The organism is Paraburkholderia sp. BR13444, from assembly GCF_040948755.1.
GTDB classification, from domain to species: domain Bacteria; phylum Pseudomonadota; class Gammaproteobacteria; order Burkholderiales; family Burkholderiaceae; genus Paraburkholderia; species Paraburkholderia youngii.
Map to the genome: position 1 here is coordinate 24,119 of NZ_JBFPKM010000011.1, position 26,905 is coordinate 51,023.

Annotated in this window: 19 protein-coding genes and 1 pseudogene; 6 read left to right on the plus strand and 14 right to left on the minus strand. The window is 60.8% G+C overall.

Features of this window, described 5'->3' with window-relative positions; translation table 11 throughout:
• Window positions 1–38: 38 nt before the first annotated feature.
• Genes AB3X95_RS27120 through AB3X95_RS27130 form a run of 3 tightly spaced genes read right to left on the minus strand, consistent with a single transcriptional unit; the run spans window position 39 to window position 3,545 of the window.
• Window positions 39–1,583, minus strand: coding sequence for a PAS domain-containing protein (locus tag AB3X95_RS27120; RefSeq protein WP_368623010.1), 1,545 nt, complete (start codon window positions 1,581–1,583; stop codon window positions 39–41).
• A complete protein-coding gene (locus AB3X95_RS27125) occupies window positions 1,580–2,032 on the minus strand; it encodes a response regulator (protein WP_176123038.1) in 453 nt (150 codons plus the stop codon). The genes AB3X95_RS27120 and AB3X95_RS27125 overlap by 4 nt, the downstream gene beginning before the upstream one ends.
• 31 nt (window positions 2,033–2,063) lie before the next feature.
• A complete protein-coding gene (locus AB3X95_RS27130) occupies window positions 2,064–3,545 on the minus strand; it encodes a PAS domain S-box protein (RefSeq protein ID WP_176123039.1) in 1,482 nt (493 codons plus the stop codon).
• 426 nt (window positions 3,546–3,971) lie between these two features.
• Here AB3X95_RS27130 and AB3X95_RS27135 point away from each other — a divergent pair, with 426 nt between their 5' ends.
• Entirely contained in the window at window positions 3,972–4,361 is a 390-nt protein-coding gene (locus AB3X95_RS27135; protein WP_176123040.1) for a response regulator transcription factor, read from the plus strand.
• A gap of 61 nt (window positions 4,362–4,422) precedes the next feature.
• On the opposite strand, the gene AB3X95_RS27140 is transcribed toward AB3X95_RS27135, so the two are convergent.
• On the minus strand, window positions 4,423–5,040 hold the full coding sequence (locus AB3X95_RS27140; RefSeq protein WP_368623106.1) for a response regulator transcription factor: 618 nt from the start codon (window positions 5,038–5,040) through the stop codon (window positions 4,423–4,425).
• A 586-nt stretch (window positions 5,041–5,626) separates the two neighbouring features.
• Here AB3X95_RS27140 and AB3X95_RS27145 point away from each other — a divergent pair.
• From AB3X95_RS27145 to AB3X95_RS27160, 4 genes and pseudogenes are all read left to right on the plus strand, one after another.
• The gene (locus AB3X95_RS27145; RefSeq protein WP_303246659.1) at window positions 5,627–5,755 is read left to right on the plus strand and encodes a hypothetical protein; all 129 of its coding nucleotides are present in this window, start codon (window positions 5,627–5,629) and stop codon (window positions 5,753–5,755) included.
• Between the two features lie 7 nt (window positions 5,756–5,762).
• Window positions 5,763–6,173 (plus strand): annotated as a pseudogene (locus tag AB3X95_RS27150) (hypothetical protein); the annotation flags it as partial.
• 357 nt (window positions 6,174–6,530) lie between these two features.
• On the plus strand, window positions 6,531–8,222 hold the full coding sequence (gene aspT / locus AB3X95_RS27155) for an aspartate-alanine antiporter (RefSeq protein WP_368623011.1): 1,692 nt from the start codon (window positions 6,531–6,533) through the stop codon (window positions 8,220–8,222).
• A 123-nt stretch (window positions 8,223–8,345) separates the two neighbouring features.
• Complete coding sequence (locus AB3X95_RS27160; RefSeq protein ID WP_368623012.1) at window positions 8,346–9,725, plus strand: glutamate decarboxylase; 1,380 nt, start codon at window positions 8,346–8,348, stop codon at window positions 9,723–9,725.
• A 92-nt stretch (window positions 9,726–9,817) separates the two neighbouring features.
• Here the strand turns inward: AB3X95_RS27160 and AB3X95_RS27165 are convergent, their stop codons facing one another.
• The 10 genes from AB3X95_RS27165 to AB3X95_RS27210 form a co-directional block, all read right to left on the minus strand.
• Window positions 9,818–11,242 (minus strand): MdtP family multidrug efflux transporter outer membrane subunit, encoded by a 1,425-nt coding sequence (locus AB3X95_RS27165; protein ID WP_368623013.1) that lies wholly within the window; start codon window positions 11,240–11,242, stop codon window positions 9,818–9,820.
• Window positions 11,243–11,301: 59 nt separating this feature from the next.
• Window positions 11,302–13,428, minus strand: coding sequence for an FUSC family protein (locus AB3X95_RS27170; protein ID WP_176123044.1), 2,127 nt, complete (start codon window positions 13,426–13,428; stop codon window positions 11,302–11,304).
• A gap of 9 nt (window positions 13,429–13,437) precedes the next feature.
• Window positions 13,438–14,496, minus strand: a complete 1,059-nt coding sequence (gene mdtN / locus AB3X95_RS27175; RefSeq protein ID WP_368623014.1) for a multidrug transporter subunit MdtN — start codon at window positions 14,494–14,496, stop codon at window positions 13,438–13,440.
• Between the two features lie 19 nt (window positions 14,497–14,515).
• Window positions 14,516–14,803: a YtcA family lipoprotein gene (locus AB3X95_RS27180; RefSeq protein ID WP_368623015.1), complete on the minus strand. Its 288-nt coding sequence runs from the start codon at window positions 14,801–14,803 to the stop codon at window positions 14,516–14,518.
• A 3-nt stretch (window positions 14,804–14,806) separates the two neighbouring features.
• Window positions 14,807–15,166 (minus strand): hypothetical protein, encoded by a 360-nt coding sequence (locus tag AB3X95_RS27185; protein WP_368623016.1) that lies wholly within the window; start codon window positions 15,164–15,166, stop codon window positions 14,807–14,809.
• 49 nt (window positions 15,167–15,215) lie between these two features.
• Window positions 15,216–15,512: a hypothetical protein gene (locus AB3X95_RS27190; protein WP_368623017.1), complete on the minus strand. Its 297-nt coding sequence runs from the start codon at window positions 15,510–15,512 to the stop codon at window positions 15,216–15,218.
• Between the two features lie 19 nt (window positions 15,513–15,531).
• Complete coding sequence (locus AB3X95_RS27195) at window positions 15,532–15,972, minus strand: hypothetical protein (protein ID WP_368623018.1); 441 nt, start codon at window positions 15,970–15,972, stop codon at window positions 15,532–15,534.
• A 245-nt stretch (window positions 15,973–16,217) separates the two neighbouring features.
• The gene (locus tag AB3X95_RS27200; RefSeq protein WP_368623019.1) at window positions 16,218–17,171 is read right to left on the minus strand and encodes a 3-hydroxyacyl-CoA dehydrogenase NAD-binding domain-containing protein; all 954 of its coding nucleotides are present in this window, start codon (window positions 17,169–17,171) and stop codon (window positions 16,218–16,220) included.
• Window positions 17,172–17,478: 307 nt separating this feature from the next.
• Window positions 17,479–19,989, minus strand: coding sequence for an ATP-binding protein (locus AB3X95_RS27205; protein WP_368623020.1), 2,511 nt, complete (start codon window positions 19,987–19,989; stop codon window positions 17,479–17,481).
• A gap of 123 nt (window positions 19,990–20,112) precedes the next feature.
• Complete coding sequence (locus tag AB3X95_RS27210) at window positions 20,113–20,775, minus strand: response regulator transcription factor (RefSeq protein ID WP_176123052.1); 663 nt, start codon at window positions 20,773–20,775, stop codon at window positions 20,113–20,115.
• Between the two features lie 566 nt (window positions 20,776–21,341).
• Between AB3X95_RS27210 and AB3X95_RS27215 the strand changes: the two genes are divergently transcribed.
• Window positions 21,342–26,873, plus strand: coding sequence for an AAA family ATPase (locus AB3X95_RS27215; RefSeq protein ID WP_368623021.1), 5,532 nt, complete (start codon window positions 21,342–21,344; stop codon window positions 26,871–26,873).
• Window positions 26,874–26,905: the final 32 nt, after the last annotated feature.

Consider the following 26,905-nt stretch of genomic DNA (forward strand, 5'->3'; position numbering starts at 1 on the left):
GCAACAGCACGAATTTCGGCTATTGTGCGATATTCGCCTCAATTCGGCTCAATCGGCAGTGTGAACCGGAACACCGTGCCATTCGGCTCACGAGGCGTGACCCACAGTCGCCCGCCATGGGCTTCGACAATCGATCGGCTAATGGAGAGTCCCATGCCCATTCCGTTGGGTTTGGTGGTGTAGAACGAGCGGAACAATCGTTCTGTACTCCCAGGTGGAAGTCCTGAACCGGTGTCCCACACCTCGACTATCACAGCGTTCGAGTCACTCCGCTCAGAGACGATCGTCAACTCGCGCTGTTTGTCACTCACTGCGCTCATCGCCTCCGAAGCATTCATGACAAGATTGACGATCACCTGCTGCATCTTGACCCGGTCCCCGAGCACAGGCGGCAGGTTTGCGGAAAGGCAAGTCTTCAACTGCACGCTGTTTCTCTGCAACTCGGCGTTGATCAGGGCCAGCACTTCGACAATGGCCTCATTGATATCTACCGGGTCCTCGCGCGGCGGCGCCTGCTTGACGAGAGATCGCACGTGGCCAACAACCTCCACGACCCGGTTGCCTTGCTTGAGAATGTGATTCAGCGATTGCCGTGCCTCCTCCAGCTCCGGAGGTTGTGCATCCAGCCAGCGCAATCCCGCCGTAGCATGCATCACAACGGCCGACACAGGTTGCTTGACCTCGTGCGCAATCGAGGCCGCCATTTCGCCGAGCATCAAGACGCGGTTTAGGCGCGCCATATCGGCCTGGGTTTGCTGCAACGCGTCCGCCGCCCGCTCGCGTGAATCGCGCTGCGCCTCTTCGGCCAGTTTTCGCTCCGTCACGTCGATGATCCAGCCCACCATCCGATAGGGCTGACCGGATTTGTTCCAGAGTGCCTGTCCGCGAGACTGAACCCATCGGTATTCTCCCGACATGGTGCGAATACGATATTCGACGTCGTAGGCGTTCTTGTGCTCCAGATGCGCCGTGAGGCAGGCCGTCACCCGATCGATGTCTTCTGGATGAATTGCCTCCTGATGCACACTCGCTTCATTGGGCAAGTCGTTTTCATCATAGCCCATGATTGCGTTGAAATGGGGCGAAAAGTACATCGCGCCCGTCTGCGGATTCCAGTCCCACAAGCCCGCCGTCGCGCCCCTCACCGCGAGCTGAAAGCGTTCCTCGCTCGCCCTTAGCTCGACCGCGACGCGGTGGCGTTCGATTGCGTAACGGATCGCACGGCTCAGTTCCGAAGCGCGGATATCCTTCTTGAGGAGATAGTCCTGTGCACCGTGCTGGATGGACAGTAGACCGACCGAATTATCGTCCAGTCCGGTAAGAACCAGCACCGGCATGCCGGGCATCATCTGATGGAATTTCCTGAAGGTGTCGAGCCCCCCTTTTGCGTCCGGCAGCCCCAGGTCGAGGATCACCACGTCGAAATGCGTGGTCCGCGCGCACGCGACGCCCTCCGCCATGGATTCGGTGCGCACCACGTGGTACTTGAACTCCACAACGTCCTCGAGCACCCTGTCGATCAACAGTGCGTCAGTCGCGCTGTCCTCGATCAGGAGGATATGTATTTCATGATCGATGTTCACGATTTAACGGGAGGTAGCGTCACGACGCCAAGCCAGAATTCGTTGATGCTGCGCACGACGTGAACGAACTTCTCGAAGTCCACGGGCTTGGTGATGTAGCAGTTGGCGTGCAGTCCATACGACTTCGCCACATCCTCCTCGGCTTTGGACGTGGTTAGCACGACGACCGGAATGTTCATCAACTCCCGATCGGTTTTCAGCTCTTGAAGCACTTCCTGGCCGCTCTTTCGTGGCAGGTTGAGATCCAGAATGATCAGGCCGGGACGGGGTGCGTTGGCATGTTTTCCTTCACGCTTGAGGAACTCGATTGCCTCCACGCCGTCCTCCGCAATGTGCAGTGGATTGAGCACTTTGTAGTATTCCAGCGCCTCGCGCGTCATCATCACGTCCGTGGGGCTATCCTCCACCATCAGGATATGGAACATCTGCTCGCTATTTTCGGAAAACATCGTAGTTGTCTCCTCTCTTTCGTGTTCGGCTTCAGATTGTGTTCTTGACGCCCAGCGTGAAAAAGAACGTGGCGCCCTCCTCCGGAGCAGACTCGACCCAGATCTGGCCCCCGTGCTGCTCGACGATCCGCTTGCAAAGCGCCAGGCCAATCCCCGTGCCTGGATACTCGGCACGCGTGTGCAAGCGTTGAAAGACCAGGAAAATCCGTTCGAAGTATTGCGGATCGATACCGATCCCGTTGTCCTCCACCCAGAATAGCCACCCCTCGCCCTGGCGCTTCGCACCCACGTCGATCCGTACAGGGTGTGACTTGTCGCGGAACTTGACGGCGTTGCCGATGAGATTCTGGAACAGAAGCGTAAGGTGCGTCGGAATCGCCATCAGGGTAGGCAACGCTTCCTTCCTCACCTCGGCGCCGCTTTCCTCCATCATGACGCTCAGGCTCTTGAGCGCCTGATCGAGGATCTGCGCGCAGTCAGTCAACTGGCGCGCGTCATCGGAGCGGCCGACCCGCGAATAGGCGAGCAGATCGTTAATGAGCGCCTGCATCCGCGTCGCGCCATCGACCGCGTGTGTAATGAATTCATCGGCACGGCTATCCAGTTGCCCCTTGTATCGCATCTGCAGCATCTGCAAGGGACCGGCGACTGCTCGCAGGGGTTCTTGCAGGTCGTGCGAAGCCAGATAGGCAAATTGTTCGAGGTCCTTGTTCGAGCGGGCCAATTCGTCGGTTTTTCTAAGCAATTCCTCTTCCGCGTGCTTGCGCGCCGTGATATCGACCACGGCTGCGAGTACGAATTTCCCTTCGTCGGTCGACAGCGGATTCAGGCCGATCTCGACGGGAAATTCCGAGCCGTCCTTGCGCAGCCCGTAGAGGTCACGGCCGGCTCCCATGGGGCGGCTCGTCAGATTGCTGTAGAACGACGCGCGATACTCCGGGTGGTGCGCACGGAAACGCTCCGGCACGAGTGCTTCGATGCTTTGCCCGATCAGCTCGTTGCGCGGATAGCCGAAGAGCTTCTCCGTTTGTGCGTTAACGAGAACGATCCGGCCATCGTGGTCCACCATCACCATTGCGTTAGGCGCCGCTTCCACCACCTGCCGGAAACGTTCCTCCTGCCTCCTGCGCTCAGTGATGTCGACGACGGCCGCGAGGACGAACGTGCCTTCGTCGGTTGAGACCGGATTGAGTCCTATTTCAACGGGAAATTCGGAGCCGTCTTTACGCATTGCGTAGAGGTCGCGGCCCGTCCCCATCGGCCGGCTCCTCATGTCGGTGTAGTATGCGCTCCGGAAATCCGGATGACCTGCTTGGAAACGCTCGGGCACGAGCGCTTCGATTCTTCTGGTCATCAATTCTTCACGCGCATAACCGAACAGCTTCTCCGCCTGCGCATTCACGAGAACGATCTTGCCAGCACGGTCCACCATCACCATGGCGTTGGGAGCCGCCTCCACGATTTGCCGAAAGAGCTCGTTAGTCAGGCCGCTCAGTTCTTTGCGTTGCTCCATCTGACCTCCTGGCGAAAATTCTCGTTTTCAAGTTTGGAGCGTAAAGCCGGCGGTCCACGAACTGGACCGTTCCACCAGATCGTCAGTCCGATTTCGCGAGTCGAGGCGTTGCGGGTTCCATGTAGTTCTAGCTGCGCGACTGGGTATGGTTTTTATACCAGCAAACACGTCGTGCGCAGCAAGGATGCTGCCTCCCCAACGTGCCTTACGGCTCACTTCCGCTGCGCTTCACTGCCGTGTCAAGCGGCAAGGCTCGGAGCACGAACACCCTAATAAGAGAAGGATTCGGCAACTGCCTGACACTCCATCACGTGCGCTACATACATCCGTATTATTTATGTTCCGGTCTGCACGTACTATTCTTCGCAATGCACTGCCGATATCATCCGCACACCTTCCTTTTTCTCGACGATCGGGGTCCTTCTTGTGGATACGTCTGAGGTAGTTACGATCGTCGACGACGATGAGGCAGTCCGTATCGCGACTGCGAACCTTGTTCGTTCGTTGGGCTGGAACGTACGCACCTTTGCATCTGCCGAGGAATTCCTCGAATCCGGACACGTGGAAGACACCTCCTGCCTGATTTCCGACGTACGAATGCCCGGCATGTCCGGTGTCGCGCTGCACGCCCGGCTTCGTAGCCAGGGGAATGCACCACCCACCATTTTCATCACCGCGTTTCCAACTCCCGACCTGCACGCCGAAGTCATTGAAAATGGCGCACTGGTCTTGCTGGAGAAACCCGTTGCCGCCGACGACGTGGTGCGCTGGCTCCGCCTCGCGTTGCAAGAGCCGCCGCCGCAAGGCAATCTGTAAGCGCTCTGGCGCACCCGGCCCCGCACGACGGCGCCGGGACGTCCCCAACACGGCGACGCTGTCAGGAAGGTCCGTTCACTTGCGGCTTAAGGCCAAGTGCTTCCGCCTTTCTGACCAGATCCGGAACCGAGTGTGCAGCCAGTTTTCTCATTGCGTGTCCTCGATGAATTTTGACGGTGACTTCGCTAAGTTTCATCTGCGCCGCAATCTGCTTGTTCATCAGGCCCGAGATGACATAACGGACGACCTCCTGTTCGCGAGTGGTCAATGAAGCATAGGCAGCGCGCAGCGCGACAAGCGCCTGTTCGGCCTGGACACGTTCGCCGTCGCGCGCCAATGCGTCGGTAACGGCGTCGAGAATCTCCTGGTCCCGAAACGGCTTGGCGAGAAAATCGAAGGCACCGGCTTTCATGGCTCTGACCGACATCGCAACGTCGGCGTATCCGGTCATGAAAACAATGGGCATCCGGATTTCGCTTTTTGCAAACTCCTTCTGAAATGCGAGCCCGGTTTCGCCTTGCAGCCTCACATCGAGAATCAGGCAGCTCGGCACAGACCTCTTCGGGAACGCCAGAAACTCGCGGCAGGCCGAGAAAGTCTCCACATGCAATCCGGCCGAGCGTAGGAGAGCGTTGAGTGCGATTCGCACCGCTTCGTCATCGTCGATTACGTACACCATCGACGGCGGACCATCAGACGCGCCCTTCGTCGAAGTCAAGCCAGATCCTGAACTCAACGGCTTCTCCTAATTTCAGGTCTTTCGTTCGGCCCTCTCGGCCGAGTGTTGCCGCCCTATTCTGATTGCGGCCAATGGGGTATCGGAGATCCAGAAGCATTTTGAAAGCTTGCACGGGCGAGTCGAACGACGCCCGACAAATAGCGACGAGTGAAAAATACCGCAGCGGCTGCGTATCGGCAAACGTGCATGTGGTTGCCCGATTAAGGCGTTGGTCCAGGACGACTATATCTTCGTATAGCCAACCCGAGTGGCGCGTATTTACTCGCCCTCAGCGAACGACTTCGCGCTTCCTGACGACCTCCTTCGCACCGCGCCCGCCATTTCCCTTTCGGTGCCAGCATCCAGATGAGCCGAGCATACCCCTGTATGAACCGCTCACGCGAATGAAGAACCACGCCACCCGTTCGTACGATGGTTTTTCTCGCCTTGCACGCGTACCTTTGGTGTCGTCGACGGAAAGAATTTGAGCCTCCACCACCGCACAGTCGATGACCTCATGATATCCAGCAACTGTTAGGAGTCCACTATGTTAAGTACGCTACATACATGGATTTTTGTGGGCAGCAACGCGTATGTCGAGTACACGTTCGTCCCGTGGCTCAACAAGAGCGTTTATCGCAGAACCATCGATCTCAACGTGATCTGTGTTCAGTAGGTCAGCCATGCGCACCATCCACTTTTTGAGCGATCAGGAAATCTTTGACCGCTCCGTCAATCACCTCCTTTCGCAACGCCGCACGGGCATTCTCGCAAACGGAGGCGCTGCGTACCGCGGCCCATGCGGCGGGTGTCCGGTTGGCAGCTTCATACGGCCGTCGGATTACCGATCCACGATCGAGGGCGTTCCGGTACGCTACCTGCCCGGGTCCGGGACCGGCTGGCCCCTTTACATGGACGCCGGCGTTGCCGCATTGTCCAAAGCGCTGTTGAACGCCGGGATCGATATTTACGACAAACGCACTGTCGCACTTCTGGTCTGTCTGCAGAACGTTCACGATATATACGGCGTCTGGGATTGGGCGGACAGGCTGCTATCGATCGCGCGTGAATACGGCCTGAGCAGTGAATGCATCCTTTCGGTGCCGGAGGACTGTCCGACTCCTAATTACAACGCGCGCTCTCCGGCAAAGCATCCACCTCGTACGCGGACAACGCACGCTCGCGATTCCCCACGAAAGCGCTCGACCAACCCGCCCCCTCCCGCTGTGCAAATGTAGCCGCGAGGCGCCCACCATCCGGATGTGGAATCTGACGCCGGCCAGCGGCTTGTATGACGCCCCGGTGACATGTAACGCAGAAGTCGGCGGAGAACGTGATCACCGCCGCCTCAATCGAAGTGAGGCACAAATGCTCTCGATATTTTACTTAGGAATGCAACATTGCTTTCTTTTCATTGACTTCTTGAAGCACATGCTACGGAGGATCGCAAAATGAACTGGCTGGTACTGACGCTGCGCAGTCATCCTGAGATAGCGATCTTTATGTCGCTAGGGATCGGATATTGGGTGGGGGGAAAGAGTTATCGGGGTTTCAGTCTCGGCGCCGTCACCTCCACGTTGCTTGCCGCCATCGCCATAGGACAGCTAGGCATTCCCATCTCGGCTAATGTCAAGTCGATATTCTTTTTAATGTTCCTCTTTGCCGTAGGTTACGGAGTCGGACCGCAGTTCGTCAGAGGCATCGCCAAGGATGGCATCCCTCAGGCGCTTTTCTCGGTTGTCCAGTGCGTCCTTTGTCTTGCCGCCCCCATTGCCGCCGCCAAGATCGCTGGTTACGGCGTCGGGTCCGCCGCCGGCCTTCTCGCTGGCTCACAGACCATTTCGGCGTCGATGGGGCTGGCGACGGACGCCATCGGCCGACTCGGACTGCCCGCCGCGCAAACGAAGGCGTTGCTCGATGCCATGCCGACCGCCTATGCCGTCAGCTATATATTCGGCACGGTCGGCTCCGCGATCATCCTCGCCCAACTCGGCCCGAAGCTCCTGCGAATCGATCTCGTCAAGGCGTGCAAGGAATACGAAGCCAGCCTCGGCGGCACACAGCAGATCATCAGCGCGGGTAGCGCGTGGCACCAGTATGAACTGCGCGCGTTTCGCATTGCGAGCGAGAGCCCTTTTGTCGGTCTGACCGTCCGCCAGGTCGAAGCCTTGGAGGCTGAGGGCATGCGTCTGTTTATCGAACGTATCCGACGCGGTACCGAAATCGAGGAAGCAAGGCTCGACTACGTCCTGGCAACGGGTGACGTCGTGGCCGTCGCCGGGCGCCGCGACCAGCTCGTGTCCACGCTGGGTACGAACGGAGCCGAGATCGACGACGCCGAACTCCTGGCGGTTCCTGCCGAGGGAGTCGATGTCTATGTCTCCGCAAAGGATGTTGACGGCCAGACACTTCAGCAGTTGTCCACGCTTCCCGCAGCGCGCGGCGTATTCATCCGCAAGATCAAGCGCGGCCCGACCGAGACGCCAATTCCGGTGCTTCCGAGCACGCAGCTTCACCGCGGCGACACGATCACGCTCGTTGGCCGGACCCAGGACACGACTGCGGCAGCCAAGGCACTGGGCACGCTCGACCGGGCGACCAATGCGGCAGACGTTGCTTTCGTCGGGCTGGCGATCACGATCGGTGCGCTCGTTGGCGCGATTACCATCAATATCGGGGCCGTTCCGCTGACACTCTCCACGGCGGGCGGAGCGTTGATCGCCGGCATCGTGTTCGGTTGGTTGCGCGCCATCCACCCGACGTTCGGACGTGTCCCCGAGCCTACGATCTGGTTCATGAACTCGGTAGGACTGAATGTGTTCATCGCCGTGGTGGGGATTACGGCGGGACCCGGTTTCGTGCTCGGCCTGAAGCAACTCGGCGTCAGCCTCTTTCTGTGGGGCATCTTCGCGACCGCAGTCCCGCTGATTCTAGGCATGTTCATCGCGAAGTATGTGTTCAGGTTCCATCCCGCAATCGTGCTGGGTTGTTGCGCCGGCGCGCGCACGACAACAGCAGCCCTGGGAATGATTTGCGACGCCGCGAGAAGCCAGGTTCCAGGGCTCGGCTACACCGTCACATACGCGGTCGGCAACACGCTGCTGACGATCTGGGGGATGGTCGTCGTCATGATAATTAAGTAGCCCCACCGCCCCCTACGCATTAAATGAAGCGCACTCGGCGTGTCCTGTCACGCCGCCTCAGCAGTTGCATTTCCCGGCAAAGCACATCTTGCCGATGGCATGTTCAACCCCAGGAGATAGTCAATGGCTACGCCAATTGCAGCAGTGTCGTCGTATGAAGAGTTCAATATCAACGTGCCGGAAAACGAGTTTCCCCAACACGGCATCGCTGCACGGGCAGCAGAAGCACTCGTCCTCAGTCAGGAATGGACCGACACGAACCCGATGCTGAACATGTCGTCGTTCGTCACGACCTTTGCTGAGCCTGAAGCGGTCGAGATCGCGAAGCGAAACATGTTCAAGAACTATATCGACCACGACATGTATCCGCAGCTTTTCGCCATGGAAACGCGCATGGTGAGATGGCTGCACCAGCTCTGGAACGGACCGGAGGGCGTCGAACCGTACGGCACCGCAACGGTCGGCTCATCGGAAGCGTGCATGCTCGCCGGTCTCGCCCACAAATGGAACTGGCGCCAGAAGCGGGAACGGGACGGCAAGGACGCCACACGCCCCAATATGGTAACGGGCGGCAACGTCCAGATCGTCTGGAAGAAGTTCCTGCGCTATTTCGACGTGGAACCGCGGATCGTTCCGCTCAAGCCCGGTAACTATCGGCTAACGGCGGACGAACTGGAAAAGTACGTAGACGAAAATACGATCGCTGTCGTTGCCATCGCGGGGCAGACCTTCACCGGCGAGGACGACGACATCCAGGGGATTCACGACTGGCTCGACGCTTATGAAGCGAGGACAGGCATTTCGATTCCGATGCATATCGACGGCGCGTCGGGCGGCTTCGTCAATCCGTTCCTGTATCCCGACTACTGCTGGGACTTCCGGCTGCCGCGCGTCCAGTCCATTAACGCATCGGGTCACAAGTACGGGCTCACGCCGCCGGGACTGGGCTGGGTGATCTTCCGTGAACGCAGCGTGTTCAACGAGGATCTCGTGTTCTACGTGAACTACCTCGGCGGCGAAATGCCGACGGCCACGCTGAACTTCAGCCGCAACGCCTTCCAGATTGCCGTTCAGTACTATCAGTTCCTGCGCCTGGGTTTCGACGGGTATCAGCGGATCATGCGTCAGACGTTGGACAACGCCATCGCCTTGCGTCAGACCCTCGTCGACAGCGGCTATTTCACCATCATGAACGAGGAGCAGCGCATTCCGGTGGTGGCCGTCACGCTCGACGAGAGCGTCACGAAGTTCAACGAATTCGATGTGTCCAACAAGGTCCGCGAAAAGGGCTGGGTGCTTTCCGCGTATTCGATGCCGGCCAACGCCGAAGAAGTCAAGAGCCTGCGCGTGGTGGTCCGCCCGCACATCAATCACAATGTGGCGCAGATGCTGGCGCGTGACATCGTCAATGCGTGCAAGTACCTCGAGACTCACGGCGGTAGCGCGACCGCACCGAAGCTGCACCAGCACCTGCCGGAGAACAGGTCGCCAGCCAAGTGCTGAAGGGTCTCGCCGGAAATCTGCCTTCCACTGATTGCTCTTCCTTGGCGCCCCGGGCTCGGTTTCCTCGGGGCGCATCGTGCGGACATTAATCCTCAGCGAGGCTTCAGTTCGACGGGCGCATCGGCGCGATAGCCACCGCCCAGCGCCTTCGTCAACGCGACCTCCTGACTGAGCACCTGCCCGTTCAGCGCCAGCAGTGCGACCTGCTCGACAATCACCGGTTGGCGCGCCTCGAGCGCCGCGAGCTGGCTGGTCAGTCCGCGCTGCCAGGACGCTTCGACACTGTCTCTCGTGAACGTCACCGATTCGATGCGCTGTTTTTGCAATTCGGTTTCGGCGTCGAGCGCCTGCAAACGGCTACCCGTCTGCGCGACATCGCGAACCGCATTGAGTACGGCCTGGTTGTACTGCTCGATCAACAGGTTGCTCCCCTGGCGCGCGCCGCTCAAGTTCGCATTAAGCATGCCGCCATCGAAGATCGGCAGGTACAGGCCCGGAATCAGGTTGATCTGGCGGCTTGCGTGCGTGAACAGATCGGCGAGATGCAAGGCGTTGTAGCCGAAAAACGCCTTGATGTCGAAACTCGGATAGAAGGCGGCCTTGGCCGAGTCGATCCGGTCGAAGGACGACTGCACATACCAGCGCATAGCCTGCAAGTCGGGGCGCCGGGCGAGAAGCTCATAGGAGAGCGTCGCCGGCAAGGCAGCCTGCGACGCCGGCAGCGCAACGGGCCTGATCTCCGGCAAGCCGTCGGGCCCCGCGCCCGCCAGCGCCCGCAACGATTCCCGAAACTGCTTGATCTGCGCCTGCGTGGATACGATCTGCCGTTCGATGGCCAACTGCTGCGCACGTGCCTCTTCGAACTGCGTACGGGGCTCGAGGCCACGCGCCGCGCGCGCCTCGTGCGCCTGCACCGCAAACTGCGCGATCTCGTGTGATTCGTTCAATAGATCAATAAGCCGGTAATTCGTCTGGATACCAAAATAGATCTGCGCGACATCGGCCGATATTTCGAGTTCGACCGCCGATGTCTCTGCAAGCCTCGCGTTCGTCACGCCAATCGAAGCCGCAATCTGCGCGCGCTGCTTGCCCCAAATGTCGATGTTCAGGCTCGCGCCCAGTCCGACCACGCCCTCCGTGTACCACGGGCCCGTGAGACCCAACGCCGGTTCGTTCTGCGCGAACGGCCCAAGAAACCCGTTCGCCGAGACATGCTCGCGATTGAGCAAGGCAATCGCACTGACTTGCAGGCTCGATCCCGTCCTGACAAGGTCCACGTCCGACTTGGCCTGGGCCACGCGAGTGCGCGCGATCACCATCGTCGGGGCATTGGCGAGCGCCTGGTCGATTAGCGCGTCGAACTGCGCGTCGTTGTAGCGCGTCCACCAGCGGGCGGCGGGCCACCCGTCGCGCGCGAGATGAATATCGTTCGCGAGATTGATCTGCGTGGGCGGGATCTCGGTATACGGCGGGCTGTCATGGCGAATCAGCGCGCAGCCCGGCAGCATAGACGCCATCCACGCGATGCACAGGCAGCGTCGGTGCCACGACACGCCTCGCCGATGCGCCCGCGCGTTCATGATCGCAAGGCCTGTGACGATGGCGCTGCGGCGGGCTCCCGGAGGCCGGCGTCAGCAGCCCATTCCGGCAACCCCGCGACCTGGCGCGTCAGGTCGTCCGCGGCCTCGATGAGTGGTCCGCCGGTCGCGAGCGCCGGTTCGCCGGCTTGCGCGACGATCGCGATGCGTCGCGGTGCGCGGGCTACCGGTGGATTCGCCGCCAGTTCCTCCGCATATCGCGCAAGCTCGGCTGATGCCTGGTCCTGGGCCGAACGCACGGCTTCGGCGGTTCCTCGGTCGGACAATTCGGCCTGCGCCGCCAGCGTACGCAGCGCATCGCCCGCCAGCATGATCTCGCGCCCCTGTGCGAGAACGGTTTGCGCGCGCAGCGTTAGTTGCGGCTGGTCGGTTTCCCGCCAGTCGGGCTCGAGTGCGACACGGGAGAGCGTCGCCTCACAATCGGCCAGCACGGCCCACGCCTGCAATTGGCGCTGCGCATAGGGTAATTCGTCGTGCCCGGTCACACCGGTTTGCGGTGGGCGCAATTGAGCGGCGATCGCCCGCAGCATGGTGGCGAGCTTTTGCCGCAGCACGTCGCCCTCGCCTTCCCGCCAGAACGCCATCTGCACGAAGGTCGCGACGCCAACGCCCAGCAGGATGCCCACCATGCGGTCGCGGATTTCCGTGAGATTGATGACTGGGCCGAATCGCGCGAGCAATGCAAGCGAAAAGGTGAACACCAGCTGGATACCGGCGTAGCCGATTCGCTCCGAGCCGGCCGCAATCCACGCCCCGAACGCGATGACGGGCAGCGTCATCAGCAGCAGGCCCGTTATTTCGTCGAGGCGCGGTACGACGAACACGACCATGAAAAGCGCGAGCGCGCTGCCGATCGCGGCCCCGGCGAGCCGCAGCAACGCACGCTGTGCCGATGCGCCGAGGCTTGGCAGCGCGACGATCAGGCAGGTCAGCATGATCGTATGGGCGCCTTGCCAGTCTGCGGCGTTGTAGAACACGTAACAGATCAACACCGCGAGCAGCGTCTTCAGTGAGAAGCGCGCATAGGCCGGGTTGGTCCACGCGTCGGGCGCGACCATCGGTTCGCTCGGAGCGGAAGCGCCTGGCGTCGCGCCGCTCGCGAGGAAGTCGGCGTAGGCATGCAGGGCCCGCTGCAATTCCGCCGCCATGGGAATCGTGTCCGCGGCGTTGCGTTCAACGACGGTGACAGTGCTCACGTAGCGATACGGCTCGCCCAGTGCCACCGATTCGTCGAGCGCGCGGACGTTCGCTTGCAATTCGCGCAGCATCTTCAGTTGCGCCGCCGACGCGCCTCGCCACTCGTGCGGCAGCTCGCTCGCCGCGCGATAAAGACGCGATATCGTCGCGATACATGCGAGCTGCGTCGCCTGATTCTCGCGATAGTGGGCGTCGCGCATCGTCGCGAACCGCAGCAGTTTTTGCAGCGTCAGCGCGCCTTGCTGGACGTCCGCCGGCGTGAGGGGCGTAAGCGGCGCAACGCTCGCGCCGCCCTTGATCAGTTCCACGAGCCGGACATCGAGCGCCTCGAGTTGCCGATGAATCTCCGCCTTGAGTTGCAGTTGCGGTTCCGCGGGCAACAGCAGCGTATTGACCAGTAGCGTCAGCGCGATCGGATAGTTGACGGCCACCCATACCCACAATACTGCGCGGATCAGCAGGTCGGCCTGGTCGGTCCGGTCGACGAAGCTCTGCACGTAGATGACGACAATGGCGACAATGAAAAACACCACGCCGATTTTCAGCACGCGAATGAGGTACGCGCTGCAAAAGAACACCAGACTCGCAATGACGATGCGCACCAAAGGATAGTCGTACGTGAACTTCAGCAGCAGGATCGACAGGCCGATGCCGAGCGTCGATCCGAGAATGAACATGATGCCGACGAGCCGCGTGAACACCACGTTCGACTGCGTGACGTAAAAAACCACCAGCAGCGACAACGCAAGCTCAGGCACTTCGAGCGCCATCGACACGACGATCACGATCGCGCTCGTGAGCATGCAGCGCAGCGTCACGTTCATCCGCCCGGGGAACGACGCTAGCTCCTGCTTCAAGAATGCGCCGGCATCGCGCAGCGTGTCGGGCAGGTAGTCGGCAGCGGCCATCCGTGCTCCTCAATGGCCTTCGCCGTGATTGCCGCGCCCAGGCCGCAACACGGCCACAGCTGACGTGCCGACGCGAAACAGCTCCGGGTTCGGATTGCCCACGAGGATCTTCACCGGAAAGCGTTGCGACACGTGCACCCAGTTCAGCGTGCGCTCGATGCGCGGCAGACCGCCAGGCAGGGCAAGGCCGGCCTCATCCGAAGCGATGCCGTAGCCGATCGAGTCGACTACGCCGTCAAAGGGCTGCCCGGTGTCGCTCATCAGGTAGACGGTGGCGGGGGTTCCTGCGCGCACACCCTTGAGTTCGGTCTCGCGAAAGTTCGCGACTACATACCAGTGGCGCGTGTCGATCAACGTAAAGACTGGTTTGAGTGTGGAAGCGAACTGCCCCGTCGATGTCTTCAGCGAGACAACGCGTCCGTCGAATGGTGCGCGCACCGTTGCATATTCGAGGTGCAGTTCGGCAATCGCGATCTCGGCCATGATGACGGCACGCTGCGCGACCAACGCGTCCACCCCGCTCACCGCCGCTGCCGCCTGCTGGGCCTGTAGCTGCGCGGCGCTGAGTTCGGCCTCGGTTGCGCGCTGTGCCGTGCGTGCGCGGTCGACATCTTCTGCCGACACATAGCCGTGTGAGAGCAGCGGCTCCATCCTGCGCAAGGTGTCGGACGCCTGATTCGCCGCGGCACGGGAGCGTTCGACAGCCGCGCGCACCGACTGTGCGTTGTACTGCTGCGCGTTGACCGTGCGTTGAGTCAGCTCGATCTGACGATCGAGCGCGACGAGCGATGCCTTGCCTCTCGCCAGCGCATCCTCGTACGGGCGTGGATCGATGCGAAACAGCAGATCTCCCTGCTTTACCGCCTGATTGTCGCGCACCGCCAGTTCTATAATGCGGCCGTTGACCTCGGGCACAACGTCGATGGTATCCGCATAAGCATAGGCATCGTCGGTGCGAGGCGAGCGGTCCAGCAGCCGGATCACGAGAAAGAGCAGCAACAGCGTCGCCACGACCAGGAGGACCGCCGGCCATGCCTTCTTCCTGGTCTTGCTCGCAACTGTCGCCATTAGCTCACCTGAAGCGGATTCAATATTGGAACAACGCCAGCCAGAGGGCAAGTGACAGGAACGCGACCAGTGTGGGATACACTACAGCGGAGGGCGCGAGCAGGTGGTCCACCGCGAGGCGCTTCAGAAACAGATAGACGACGACCGTCAGCACGACGCCCGCGACGATGCAAAACAGCCAGTCGGGAAAGTACGCGCCGAGCACGTTGAGCGACGGCGAGTAGTTTGCGCACGCTGAAACGGAAATCGTTGCTATTGCGGCGGCGCCAATTGGACGCTTCGGATCTCCGCTCGTGGTGAGTGGCATATGTCACTCCGCGTGCCAACGGGATTTCGCCCCCGGCAGTTGCGCGCCAACGGGTGGAAAGGCGTCCCCTGCTCGCAAGGCTGCATAGGTCGCCACGAAACGGTGCGCGTCATGTCCTAGCAGCGCAGCCTCGACGGCACCAAAAGAGCGCTCCATTTCTGAACGTCCTGCAGGTGTGGAATAGCCGCTCTCGATGATGTGAGTCGCCTCTCCCTTCAATCGGCAGATGAGGCTGGCGGCGCACCGGCTGTCGAGCGTCCCGTCGAGAACGGATACTTCAATCGCGGTGACCAGTGCCGCCACCGCAACGTCGGATGACCCATCAGCACTGCTGTTATCCACCGGACCTTGCGACTCATTCATACGATTCTCCTAATGGCCAATCACGCGCAAGCGGCGATATGCAATGTCTTCATTGCGCATCTTTTGTTATGGACGATTCAGCGCCGTCCTGCAGTGGATCGCACGCATTATCGTCGTTCGAGCGCGCGAGGGGCAGCCGTGGTGACACGTCTTCGTCGCCCGCTGCTTTCGTATCCTTTGGTGTCCATGCAGTGCGATATATCTCGACGACGTAGTCGCGGGCGTCGCACTGCTCGTGGAACAATCGTTCATCAAATGCTCGGTGTCGTTCGTGCGTCGACATTTCCAGAATCCAGCACACTGCCAGGATAAGCAACGCCCATACGAATCGCTCGGTACGTCTCATTCCAAACGCCCCTGAGCTGTCACAGCGACAGGGCCCGCCTGCCATTCTCATGGGGCGGCGCACAGGCAAAAACCAGAAAAACGAGCTTTCCTCCGCAGTCGACCAGCGAGATCAGCGGAATCCACAGCGAATCGCCGAACGCAAGCGGAAGCCCCGAGCCGAGTGCCAGAATGCCGACGCCGCAGATAAACGCAAAAATTTCGCGAGCAAAGCGGACATTCATGACCACGGCGAGTCCGGCGATCCCCACCATAAGGTTGGCGGCGATGGCGGAAGCAAAGTCCCAGTTGCCATATCCCGTGACGAAGTCCAGCGCCGTCTCCACCAATGTCCACCAGCAGATCAGCAGCGTCGCGATCGTGAGGGCGTGACCCGCAGGCGGCTGGGCTCCACCGTGCACGACGTGCCCCGAAGTCGCCTGAATCAGGGATCCAAAATCATTTTCGGCTTGCCTGAACATTTCCCGCCTCTTCGCGTCGCACCTTCGTTCTCGAACCGGCGCCAGTGATTGGGGCATCGAACGCGAGCCGCGAAACTGTACCGTCCATGCTTGCACGGTAGCCCGGCAACGCGAAGAAATCCATTGTACGAACGGTCGGTGGCCCTGACTCGCTGTTTGTCCGACTCATCCTTTGGTATAAGCCAGGGGCTGGCGCAGGACACGAGCGAACGGGGGAAACAGCGCTTATCAGGCACGCGCATTTTTCATGAGGTACTTGCCTCAGAGCCCGCATTCTGCCGCAGCTTCAGCAGGTCAAGCAGCATGCGCTCGCATTGCGCCGTAAGGTCGCCAACAGACTGGCCCGCTGCCTCGCGCCGCGCACCGTCGATGATCGCCTGCTGCATGTTCGGCGTCAGTTCGGGCGACCCCAGCGCTTTCCACCATGCGGTCATCGGTCCGGTGAACTGATCGAGAAAGTTCTCGATGCCGCCTTTCCCGCCGCCGAGATGAAACAGCATGGTCGGTCCCATCAATCCCCATCGCAGTCCGGGGCCATGACACACCGCGGTATCGGCATCCGCCACACTCACGACGCCCTCTGCCACGAGATGCACCATCTCCCGCCACAATGCTGCCTGTAGCCGGTTCGCCACAAGACCAGGCACCTCCTTGCGAACGCGGATCGTGCGCTTGCCGAGCGACGTGTAGAAGGCCGTGACCTTGTTGACGGTCTCCTCTGACGTCTGTTCGCCTGCAACGATCTCGACGAGCGGAATGAGATGCGGCAGATTGAACGGATGCCCGATCACGCAGCGTTGTGGATACGACTTGCAACCCACCTGGATGTTACTGATCGTGAGGCCGGAGGAACTCGAAGCGATGGGTACGTCCGGTGGAAGGAGAACGTCAAGCCCTTCATATATCGCGCGCTTCAAGTCGATCCGTTCGGGACCATTTTCCTGGACGAAGCCAACGTCCGCCACGGCGCCCTGCAAGTCGCGCGTGAAGGTGAGACGGGAGCGCGAGGCTCGGGGCGCGAGGCCAAGCGCTTCGAGCGCCGGCCACGCCGCGTCGACATAGTGCTGCAAGCGCTGCTCGGCGTCCGGCCCCTGATCCACTGCGACGACGTCGAGTCCTTTCGCGAGAAATAATGCGGTCCAACTCGCGCCGACCACGCCCGTGCCAATCACCGCAACACGGTTGATTTGCTTCGCCACTGAGACGTTCCTTATAGTCAGATGTGCAATGCACGGCGTCACGAACGCGAGGGACCCCGCTGTCGCTCGAACGCCATGCTGGCGGCCAGCCTGGGTATTCAGGCAGAAGTTAATTCAATCTACCAATGTCAAGACCGCAAAACATTGGAGAATCCAACGAGAGTCTTTGTGCATTTCGACAATCGCATCCCGCCGAAGCTGAACGGCTGCGAATTGACATGCAGGAAAGGAAAATTGAACGGTCGTACGGCACATCGCTACGATCGGAGAGCGCCGGCACCAGCCCATTATTAATGTGAACGGACTTCTAGGGGGCGCAGTTCGGCAGCACGAACTGAAAGATTGCGCCATGCGGCGCATTCTGCCTCGCCCACAGATGGCCGCCGTGGGCTTCGACGATCGACTTGCAAATCGATAGTCCCATGCCCATACCGACGAGCTTCGTCGTAAAGAACGGCTCGAACAGCCGGTCGGACGTCGCCGGGTCGAGCCCTGCGCCGGTGTCTTGCACGGCAACGCGTATACCGCCAATTTCCGCGGCCTGTGACGTGATAGTGAGCGCTTTCGGGTCGGGAGTCGCGGCGGCCATCGCTTCGATCCCATTCATGATCAGGTTGAGCAGCACCTGCTGCAGTTGCACCGGGTCGCCAAATACGAAACCGACGTCCGGCGCCAGGTCGGTGCGAAGCGCCACGCCCTGCTCTTGCAATTCGACCCGGGTCAGCGCCAGCACGTCCGCGATGGCGTCATTGATGTCGACCTTCGTCAGTTGCGGCCCCGACTTCGATACGAGCGCGCGCAATCCGCGGATCACGTCGCCAGCGCGGTGTGCGTCGTGAACGATGCGGGCCATCGCGCCGCGCATGCTAGCGAGATCGGGATTCTCGCGGTTGAGCCAGTTCATGCATGCGGTACCGTTGGCGGAGATCGCCCCCAGAGGCTGATTGATTTCGTGGGCAATCGAAGCGACCAGCTGGCCCATGGTCGTCAGGCGGGCGATGCGCGAGAGTTCCGTTTGCGCATCTCTTAGCGCCTCCTCCGCACGCTTGCGCTCCGTGATGTCCATTACGGTGCCGATGAATTCCAGTGCCCCAGATGCCGTGATATCGGGCTGCCCCACCACCTGCAGATATCTGACGGCTCCGTCCGGGAGTTCGATGTGATGCTCGTGCCGGAACCGCCGCCTTTCGCGTACGGCGCCTTCAAGCACCCGCTCGAACGACGTTCGTTCTTCAGGACGGATGCGCCCTAGGAACGACTCATATGACGCCTGCGCCTTCGTTTCGAACCCGAAGATGCGCCGCAGCTCTTCCGAAGACGAAACATCGCCGGTTTCGGGCCGCCACCGCCAGCTGCCGGTGTGGCTTATCTTCTGTGCCTCGTTGAGCGATGCCTCGCTCGCTCTGAGCGCCTCTTCGGCATCGCGCCGATCCGCGTTTTCGTGAACCAGCTCGGCGTAGAGACGCGCGTTTTCCAGCGAGATCGCCGCCTGCGACGAAAGGAGTTCCAGCACCGCGATCCGGGCGGCCGGAAAAGCATGCGAGGCGAGACTGTTCTCGAGGTACAGCATGCCGATCAGCTCGGCCTGCTTGATCAGCGGCAGGCACAGGATGGAGCGCACGGGTTTGTGACTGAAGTACGCGTCGGCGGGTTGGGCGCCGAGTGTTCCCACGTCGTCGAGAATCGCGGGTTGCTTGCTGCGCGCGACCTGATCGAGGATGGATACCGGCGCCTGCGCCGACCTGACCGGCGCCCGCACGATATGCACCCGCACGGCCCCGCGATCGACACTCGCTTCAGCTTCGACGCGAAATTTCCCCTCCTGAGGAATAACCAGCAGCCCGTAGTCTGCTCCAGCGTGCTCGACGGCCAGCACCATCAATGTTTCGATCAGCTTGTCGCTAACGATCTCGCTGCCTATGGCTTGAGACATCCTGACGACGGTGCCAAGATCGATCTGCTCGGTCCAAGCTTCAATTGGCGGCAGCAACATGGCCGGCGCACGCTCGCGCGATTTAGGGTGCCGCGCTTCGCACTGGGCAGCGAGCGCGGAAGCGGGGCCGCGCTGATCAGAATCGAGCGTTCCGAACTGGCTGGCGGCCTCCCATGCGGCGAGGCACTTTCTAAGGTCTGCCTCCACCCCAGCGGCCGTTTGATAGCGCTCCTCGACAGTCTTTGCCAGAAGCTTCATCAACACGCTCGAAATCTGCAGGGGTACCCCGGTCGGACCGTCGCTGGGCGAAATCGCCTGGCGCGCGACATGGCAATCGATCAATTCGATCGGATCCTTCGTGACAAACGGCAGCGCACCGGTCAGGATTTCATAAAGCGTGACGCCCAACGCGTAGAGATCGCTGCGCGAATCGACACAGCGGTTCATCCGGCCCATCTGCTCAGGCGCCATATAGGCAGGCGTTCCAGCAATGATTTCTGGCCAGTCAGGAAGCCGATTCTCACGCGGATGCCGCAACGCGATGCTGAACCCGGTCAGCCATGCGTGGCCACGGACCATGTCCACGACGACGTTCGCGGGCCTGATGTCGAGGTGCATCAGCCCTCGCTCATGCATGCGGTCAAGCGCCTGCGCGAGCGCGATCCCAACACGCAGAAAGCTTGGAATGTCCAACGAATGACCGACGAGACAATCAAGCGGCTCGCCGCCCGGGTCCTCGAGCACAAGCGTCGTACTGCCTTCGAAGTGCAACAGCGCGATAGGCCGCGCCGCCCAGTCGGAGCAGAGCTCGGATTCGAGGGAATATTCATGCTCTAGCCGTTTGACCAGTTCCGCACGCTCTGATGCGGCCGGCGTGACGAGCAAAATAGGATTCAGCCCGTCGCGAGTGCCGCGGCGCAGCGTGTACTCGCCGGTCCGCAGCGTGGTCAACCGATAAGTAGAGAGATCTACCATGTAGAACGCACCCCGGGCCGAAGACATCGTCGCTCAGGCTTCTGGCTCGACCCCCAAGGCCGCCGCCATCCTGACAAGCTCCGCCACGGAGCGTGCCGCCATCTTTTTCATCACCTGCGCCCTATGGATCTTCACTGTCACTTCCCTGACGTCCATCTCGGAGGCGATCTGCTTGTTCAGCAAACCCGCTATGACGTAACCCATGACTTCTCGCTCGCGCAACGAAAGTAATTCGTAAGCGTTGCGAAGTGATGCCACCGATTGGTCCGCGACGAGCCGTTCATGGTCGCGCGCCAGTGCCTGGACAACGGCATCCAGCATGTCCTGCTCACGAAATGGCTTGGTGAAAAAGTCCAGCGCTCCGGCTTTCATTGCCCTGACCGACATCGGAACATCGCCGTACCCCGTCATGAACAGAACCGGCATGCGCAGGCCGCTCTTTGCGCCCTGCTGCTGGAAGGCAAGGCCGCTTTCGCCACGTAATCTGACGTCGAGAATCAGGCAGGAAGGTATGTCGGCCTTGGGGAACGCGAGAAATTCCCGGGGCGAGGCGAAAGTCTCGACATGCAGGCCGAAGGAATCCAGCAGGTTCGTCAGCGCGATGCGCATCGACTCATCGTCGTCGATGACATAGACCACCGATTGTGCGCCCCCGCCCGTCCCGGCGATCGAAGTCGAAACCGGTATCGCACTCATCTTCTTTCTCCATGTGGGAACGCTGCCTGGTGAGTCCGCTACAACTAACCGCACGCCATATTGCCCCACCCCAAAGCGACCAACATCGGCTGACACCGTGGTCTTACTGTGTTCGAGCTTGTGTCGTCTGGTAGAGAAATTTGCTTTAACGCCCCGGATCTTATCCAATAAATGCTCGCAACAGCAATGCTTAAGTATAGTGCCGTCCGAAAAACCGAAGGAAAGGCAGGGCCGGGCACCAGGTCCCAGCGCGGCAATGAATTCCTTAGTCGCTTAACAACGCTCACAGAGCCGCGCGCAAAGTTGGGCGCCGTCAAGGGCGAGCGCTTGAACAATAAGTTATCGATATTTAAACCTGCCTGGCGGCCGTAAAGGTCCTAAATCCGAAAGCAACGCTTTCGCCGGGAGTACGATTGCAGAATGATTGACGTCACTGACGACGGCGATCCGGTGGTATAGATCATCCGCAGCCCAATAGTCATACGATCCCAGGATGGGGCGCATCGGCTTGGGTAGCCACTTCCGAATCAAGCGAGGCCAGACCACCTGATAAGGGAGGGAGCGAGTTGAGTGTCTCATTCAGTTCGGTTGATATCGATACGAGCGATCCGCTTCAGTTCGTGTGGGAAGACGGCGAGTGCGCGTTCTACCGGGGATCGCGAGTCCGCGCCGATGGCATCCGCGAGTCCGTGCTGATAGTGCGGCCTGCGGACCCTCATCCCAGTCAGGCTGTCGTCGATCGCCTTGCGCATGAGTACGCGCTCGCGGACGAACTCGACGAATCGGCGGCGGTGCGGCCGCTCATGCTGCTGCGCGAACATGGCCACGCTGCGCTCGTGCTCGAGGATCCTGGCGGCGAACCGCTCGAGCGGTTCACCTCGCCAATGGACACGAAGGACTTTCTTCGGATCGCCACCGGCATTGTTATTGCCTTGGGCAAGCTTCACGCGCGGGGGCTCGTCCACAAGGATGTGAAGCCAGCCCACATCGTCGTGAATCGCGCGACCGGCGCGGCAAAGTTGACGGGCTTCGGCATCGCCATGCAACTGCCGCGCGAGCACCAAACGCCGAAGCCGCCCGAGTTCATCGAAGGGACCCTCGCTTTCATGGCGCCTGAACAGACCGGACGAATGAACCGGTCGGTCGATTCGCGTAGCGACCTTTACTCGTTGGGTGTGACCTACTACAGGATGTTGACGGGCGTCTTCCCGTTCAGCGCGTCCGACCCGATGGAATGGGTGCACTGCCATATCGCGCGGCAGCCGGTGCCTCCAGCGGAGCTCGACAGGACGATACCGGGGCCAGTTTCGGCGATCGTCATGAAGCTGCTCGCCAAGTCAGCTGAAGACAGGTACCAGACTGCGTTCGGCGTCGAGCACGATTTGCGCTGTTGTCTGCTCCAGTGGGAAACCGCGGAACTCATCGACGACTTCCTGCTCGGCGTGTGCGATACACCCGACCGGCTTTTGATCCCCGAGAAGCTGTACGGCCGGGCGCGCGAACTCGATACGTTGCGGCGCGCTTTCGATCGCGTGAGCGGCGGCAAAGTGGAGCTAGTGCTCCTCACCGGGCACTCAGGCATCGGCAAGTCAGCTCTCGTACACGAATTCCAGAAGGAGCTCGGCTCTTCGCGAGGCATCTTCGCCGCTGGGAAGTGCGATCGATACAAGCGTGAGATCCCCTACGCAACGTTGGCGCAGGCCTTGCAACGCCTGATTCGGCCGCTCCTCGGTAGCGGGGAAGCCGAGCTGGGCCGCTGGCGTGCCGCGCTATGCGCAGCACTCGATCCGGGCGGGGCCTTGATCCTGAACCTGGTGCCGGCGCTCGCCACCGTGATCGGCGAACAGCCACCGGTCCCCGAGCTTCCCCCCGAAGATGCACAACGCCGCTTTCAGCTCGTGTTCCGGCGCTTCATTGAGGTCTTCGCCACGCCTGAACATCCGCTCGTGCTATTTCTCGACGATCTCCAGTGGCTCGATGCGGCGACGCTCGATCTGCTCGATTTCCTGTTGACACGATCGGACTTGCAGCACTTCCTGTTGATCGGTGCCTACCGCGATAACGAAGCGGATGCCACTGATGAGCTCACAGGCAAGCTCGCTGCAATCCATGGGGTGGGCGCGGCCGTGCATGAAATCAGGCTCGAGCCGCTGATGCCCGACACGCTTGCGCAATTGATCGCCGATTCAATGCGCTGCGCACCTGAGCGCGCGGCGCCGCTTGCGCGTTTGCTACAAGAGAAGACCGGCGGCAACCCTTTCTTCACGCTCCAGTTTCTCGTGGCGCTCGTCGACGAGGACTTGCTCAGCTTCGATCATGCGCTCGGGTGCTGGTCATGGGAGCTGCGCCAGATCGCCGCCATGGGCCACACGGAAAACGTCGTCGAGCTCATGGTCGGAAAGCTCAGCCGTCTGCCTGGCAGAACCCTGAAGACCCTTCAATTACTCGCATGCCTCGGCAACATCGCCGAAGCCGCCACACTTGCAACCGTGTGCGAGAGCTCGGAGCGAACGGTCAGCGCCAATCTGTGGGAGGCGGTCCGCCAACAGCTGATCATCCGTCAGGAGGGCGCCTACCGGTTTGCTCATGACCGGATACTGGAGGCCGCCTATTCGCTGATTCCGGTAGCCAGCCGGGCAGACATGCACCTGCGAATCGGGCGGCTGCTCGCGGCCCGACTTCCACCGGAGAAAAGGGAGCAGTCTGTCTTCGATATCGTCAGCCAGTTCGATCGTGCGAATGCACTGATCGTGACACCAGAGGAGCGTCAGCTGGTCGCCGAGCTGAACCTGCTCGCCGGCAAGCACGCCATGATGTCGGCGGCCTACGCGTCAGCGCTCAATTACCTCAAGGCAGGCGCGGAGCTGCTGATGGAAGACGGCTGGGCGCGCCAGCATCGACTCGCCTTCTCCCTCGCCATTCACCGCGCCGAATGCGAAATGTTGACGGGCCATCTAAAGTCAGCCGAAAACCGTCTGGCGATGTTGTCGACACGCGCTGCCGATAACGTCGAACGGGCGATGGTCACAAGCCAGCAAGCCGATGTCTACGTCATGCTCGGCCAGAGTGATCGCACCGTCGCCGCCGCACTCGATTATCTGCGTCATGAGGGCGTCGACTGCTCAGCGCATCCAACCGAAGCGCAGGTGCAAGTCGAATACGCGCGGATCTGGACATCGCTAGGCAAGCGCACGATAGAGGAGCTCGTCGACCTGCCCGTGATGAGCGACGCTGCTAGCGTTGCCTTCTTTGACGTGCTGACCAGGCTCTTTCCAGCAGCGCTGTTTACAGACATCCACCTCTACGCCCTGTTGATCTGTCGAGCGGTCAATCTTAGCCTCGAGCGCGGCGTTTGCGATGCGTCGTGCGCCGCCTACGTACGGCTCGGTCTGATAGCCGGTTTCTATTTCGGCGACTATCCGGCCGGATTCCGATTTGCGCGGCTCGGCTATGAACTGGTCGAACGACGCGCGACGAAACACTTTCAGGCGCGGACCTATGAGACGTTCGGTCTCGTCGCGCAATGGACGAATCCTGTCCGAATGGCCCGCGAACCTCTGCATCGCGCCATGGACGTTGCCAGCCAGATCGGCGATTGCACTTATGCGGCATACAGCTGTGCCCACCTCAACACCAATCTTCTGCTAGCGGGCGATCCACTCGTCGAGGTGCAACGTGGCGCCGAACATGGCCTCGATTTCGCGCGAGCGGTTCGATTCGGATTTGGCGCGGATCTCATCACGCCGCAGCTTCAGCTTGTCAGGACGCTTCGGGGACTCACGCAGAAGTTCGGATCGTTCGATGATAACCAGTTCAATGAACACCAGTTCGAGCTGAATTTTTCCAGCAAGCCGGCTTTAGCGGCGGTGGCATGCTGGTATTGGATTCGAAAGCTCCAAGCCCGCTTCTTTGCGGGCGACTATCGGATAGCCCTCGAGGCATCATCGAAGGCTGAACCTGTTTTGACGAAGCATTTCGGATCACTCGAGATAGTGGAATATCACTTTTTCGACGCCCTTTCGCGCGCTGCGATCTGCGAGATGGAGTCACCGCTGCAGCGCAGGCAGCATCTGGACGCGATGGCTATCGATCACAGAAAACTACAGGCATGGGCCGCGAATTGCCCGGAAAATTTCGAAAGCCGAAGAGCATTGGTGGCGGCCGAAATCGCGCGCCTCGACGGCACGGAACTCGAAAAAACGATGCGCCTTTACGAGTTGGCGATCCGCTCGGCACGCGAAAGCGGGTTCGTCCATAACGAAGCGCTCGCCTGCGAAACGGCAGCACAATTCTACGCAGCACGCGGGTTCGAAGCAGTCGCGCGTCTGCACATGCGCGATGCCCGTTCGGGTTATCTGCGCTGGGGTGCCGATGCAAAAGTGCGGCAACTCGATGAACGATTCCCGCAGTTCCTCGCGGAGGAATCGGGCGTGCGGCCGGCGATCACGATCGGCGCACCTGCGGAGCACCTCGATCTGTCCGCCGTCATAAAGGTCTCGCAGGCCGTTTTCGGCGAGGTCGTTCCAGAGCGTCTGATCGATACGTTGTTGCGCCATGCGATCGAATATGCGGGTGCCGCCCGCGGCCTCCTGATCACACCGCGAGACGGTGAATTACAGGCCGAGGCAGAAGCTTTCGCTGGCAGCGACATGGTCGTCGCGCAGCCGCGATCGGGCGCTGCGCTGCCGGAATCCATCGTGCATTACGTCGCGCGAACCCGTGAAACCGTGATCCTTGCCGATGCATCGGCCCGGAACCCGTTTTCCTCCGACCCGTATATCGCCCGGTTTCGCGCACGGTCGATACTTTGCCTTCCGCTGATCAACGGCGCCAAACTGCTCGGCGTGCTGTACCTCGAAAACAATCTCGCGTCCCACGTGTTTACCGCAGCGCGGATCGCCATGCTGAAACTGCTGGCATCTCAAGCGGCCATTTCGCTCGAAAATTCCCGGCTGTATCTCGACCTGGCGGAACGCGAAGCAAAGATCCGGCGCCTCGTCGAGGCCAACATCATCGGGATCTTCATTTGGCGGTTCGATGGCCAGATCGTCGAGGCCAACGATGCGTTTCTTCAGATGGTAGGCTATGACCGGACCGATATCGTCGCGGGCCGGGTCAAACGGGAAGACCTCAGCCCGCCCGAATGGCGCGAGCGCGATTTGCGCACGCTCGTCGAGCTGAAGACGGCCGGCATCGTCCAACCGTTCGAAAAGGAATACACCCGTAAGGATGGCCTACGGGTGCCAATCCTGATCGGCTTTGCCGCTTTTTGTGAGCAGTCCGACGAGGGCGTAGCCTTCGTCATCGATCTGACTGAGCGCAAGCGTGCCGAGACCGAAACACGCCAAGCCGAACAGCGCTATCGCGAGATGCAATCTTCGCTCGCGCGTGCGAACCGCCTAGCGACGGTCGGCCAGCTCACCGCCTCGATCGCCCACGAAATCAAGCAGCCGATCGCCGCGTCGGCCATTAACGCGCAGGCGGCCATGCGGTGGCTGCGCTCCGAGCCGCCGAGGCTGAGAGAGGCACAGCAGGCGCTCGATCGAGTCGTCGCCGATGCCATACGGGCGGGGGACGTACTCGCCCGTATCCGCGAACTCGTCACGAAGGCCCCCCAGCACAAAGATACCCTGCGAATCAGCGAAGCCATCGTCGAGGTCGTCGAACTGAGCCGTGGCGATCTGACGGAGAACGACGTATCGGTGCAACTGGCATTTTCGGAAAACTTGCCGATGGTCCGTGGAGACCGCGTTCAATTGCAGCAGGTGATGCTCAATCTGATACTCAACGCTCTCGAAGCGATGACGAGCGAGACCGGCGCGCCGCGCGAACTGCTGATCGAGACCTCGCCGAACGGGTCAGGCGGCGTACGCGTCACGGTGCGGGATTCGGGGCCCGGCATCGCACCGGAGAATATCGAGCGAATCTTCGACCCGTTCTACACCACCAAGTCAGGCGGCATGGGTATGGGGCTGTCGATCTGCCGATCGATCGTCGAGGCACACGGGGGACGCATGTGGGCAGACGCGAACACGTCTAGCGGCAGCGTCTTTCAAATCGTACTTCCGACCAACGACGCGGAAGATATCGCGGACTGAGCTTCGAGACCGCGACCTCCGGGGGGCCGCCC

Coding starts and splice junctions, on each gene's coding strand:
- AB3X95_RS27125 (WP_176123038.1), bottom strand. CDS start 2,032: ATGTTTTCCGAAAATAGCGAGCAGATGTTCCATATCCTGATGGTGGAG.
- AB3X95_RS27130 (WP_176123039.1), bottom strand. CDS start 3,545: ATGGAGCAACGCAAAGAACTGAGCGGCCTGACTAACGAGCTCTTTCGG.
- AB3X95_RS27140 (WP_368623106.1), bottom strand. CDS start 5,040: ATGGTGTACGTAATCGACGATGACGAAGCGGTGCGAATCGCACTCAAC.
- AB3X95_RS27145 (WP_303246659.1), top strand. CDS start 5,627: ATGTTAAGTACGCTACATACATGGATTTTTGTGGGCAGCAACGCGTAT.
- aspT (WP_368623011.1), top strand. CDS start 6,531: ATGAACTGGCTGGTACTGACGCTGCGCAGTCATCCTGAGATAGCGATC.
- AB3X95_RS27160 (WP_368623012.1), top strand. CDS start 8,346: ATGGCTACGCCAATTGCAGCAGTGTCGTCGTATGAAGAGTTCAATATC.
- AB3X95_RS27165 (WP_368623013.1), bottom strand. CDS start 11,242: ATGGCGTCTATGCTGCCGGGCTGCGCGCTGATTCGCCATGACAGCCCG.
- AB3X95_RS27170 (WP_176123044.1), bottom strand. CDS start 13,428: ATGGCCGCTGCCGACTACCTGCCCGACACGCTGCGCGATGCCGGCGCA.
- mdtN (WP_368623014.1), bottom strand. CDS start 14,496: ATGGCGACAGTTGCGAGCAAGACCAGGAAGAAGGCATGGCCGGCGGTC.
- AB3X95_RS27180 (WP_368623015.1), bottom strand. CDS start 14,803: ATGCCACTCACCACGAGCGGAGATCCGAAGCGTCCAATTGGCGCCGCC.
- AB3X95_RS27185 (WP_368623016.1), bottom strand. CDS start 15,166: ATGAATGAGTCGCAAGGTCCGGTGGATAACAGCAGTGCTGATGGGTCA.
- AB3X95_RS27190 (WP_368623017.1), bottom strand. CDS start 15,512: ATGAGACGTACCGAGCGATTCGTATGGGCGTTGCTTATCCTGGCAGTG.
- AB3X95_RS27195 (WP_368623018.1), bottom strand. CDS start 15,972: ATGTTCAGGCAAGCCGAAAATGATTTTGGATCCCTGATTCAGGCGACT.
- AB3X95_RS27210 (WP_176123052.1), bottom strand. CDS start 20,775: ATGAGTGCGATACCGGTTTCGACTTCGATCGCCGGGACGGGCGGGGGC.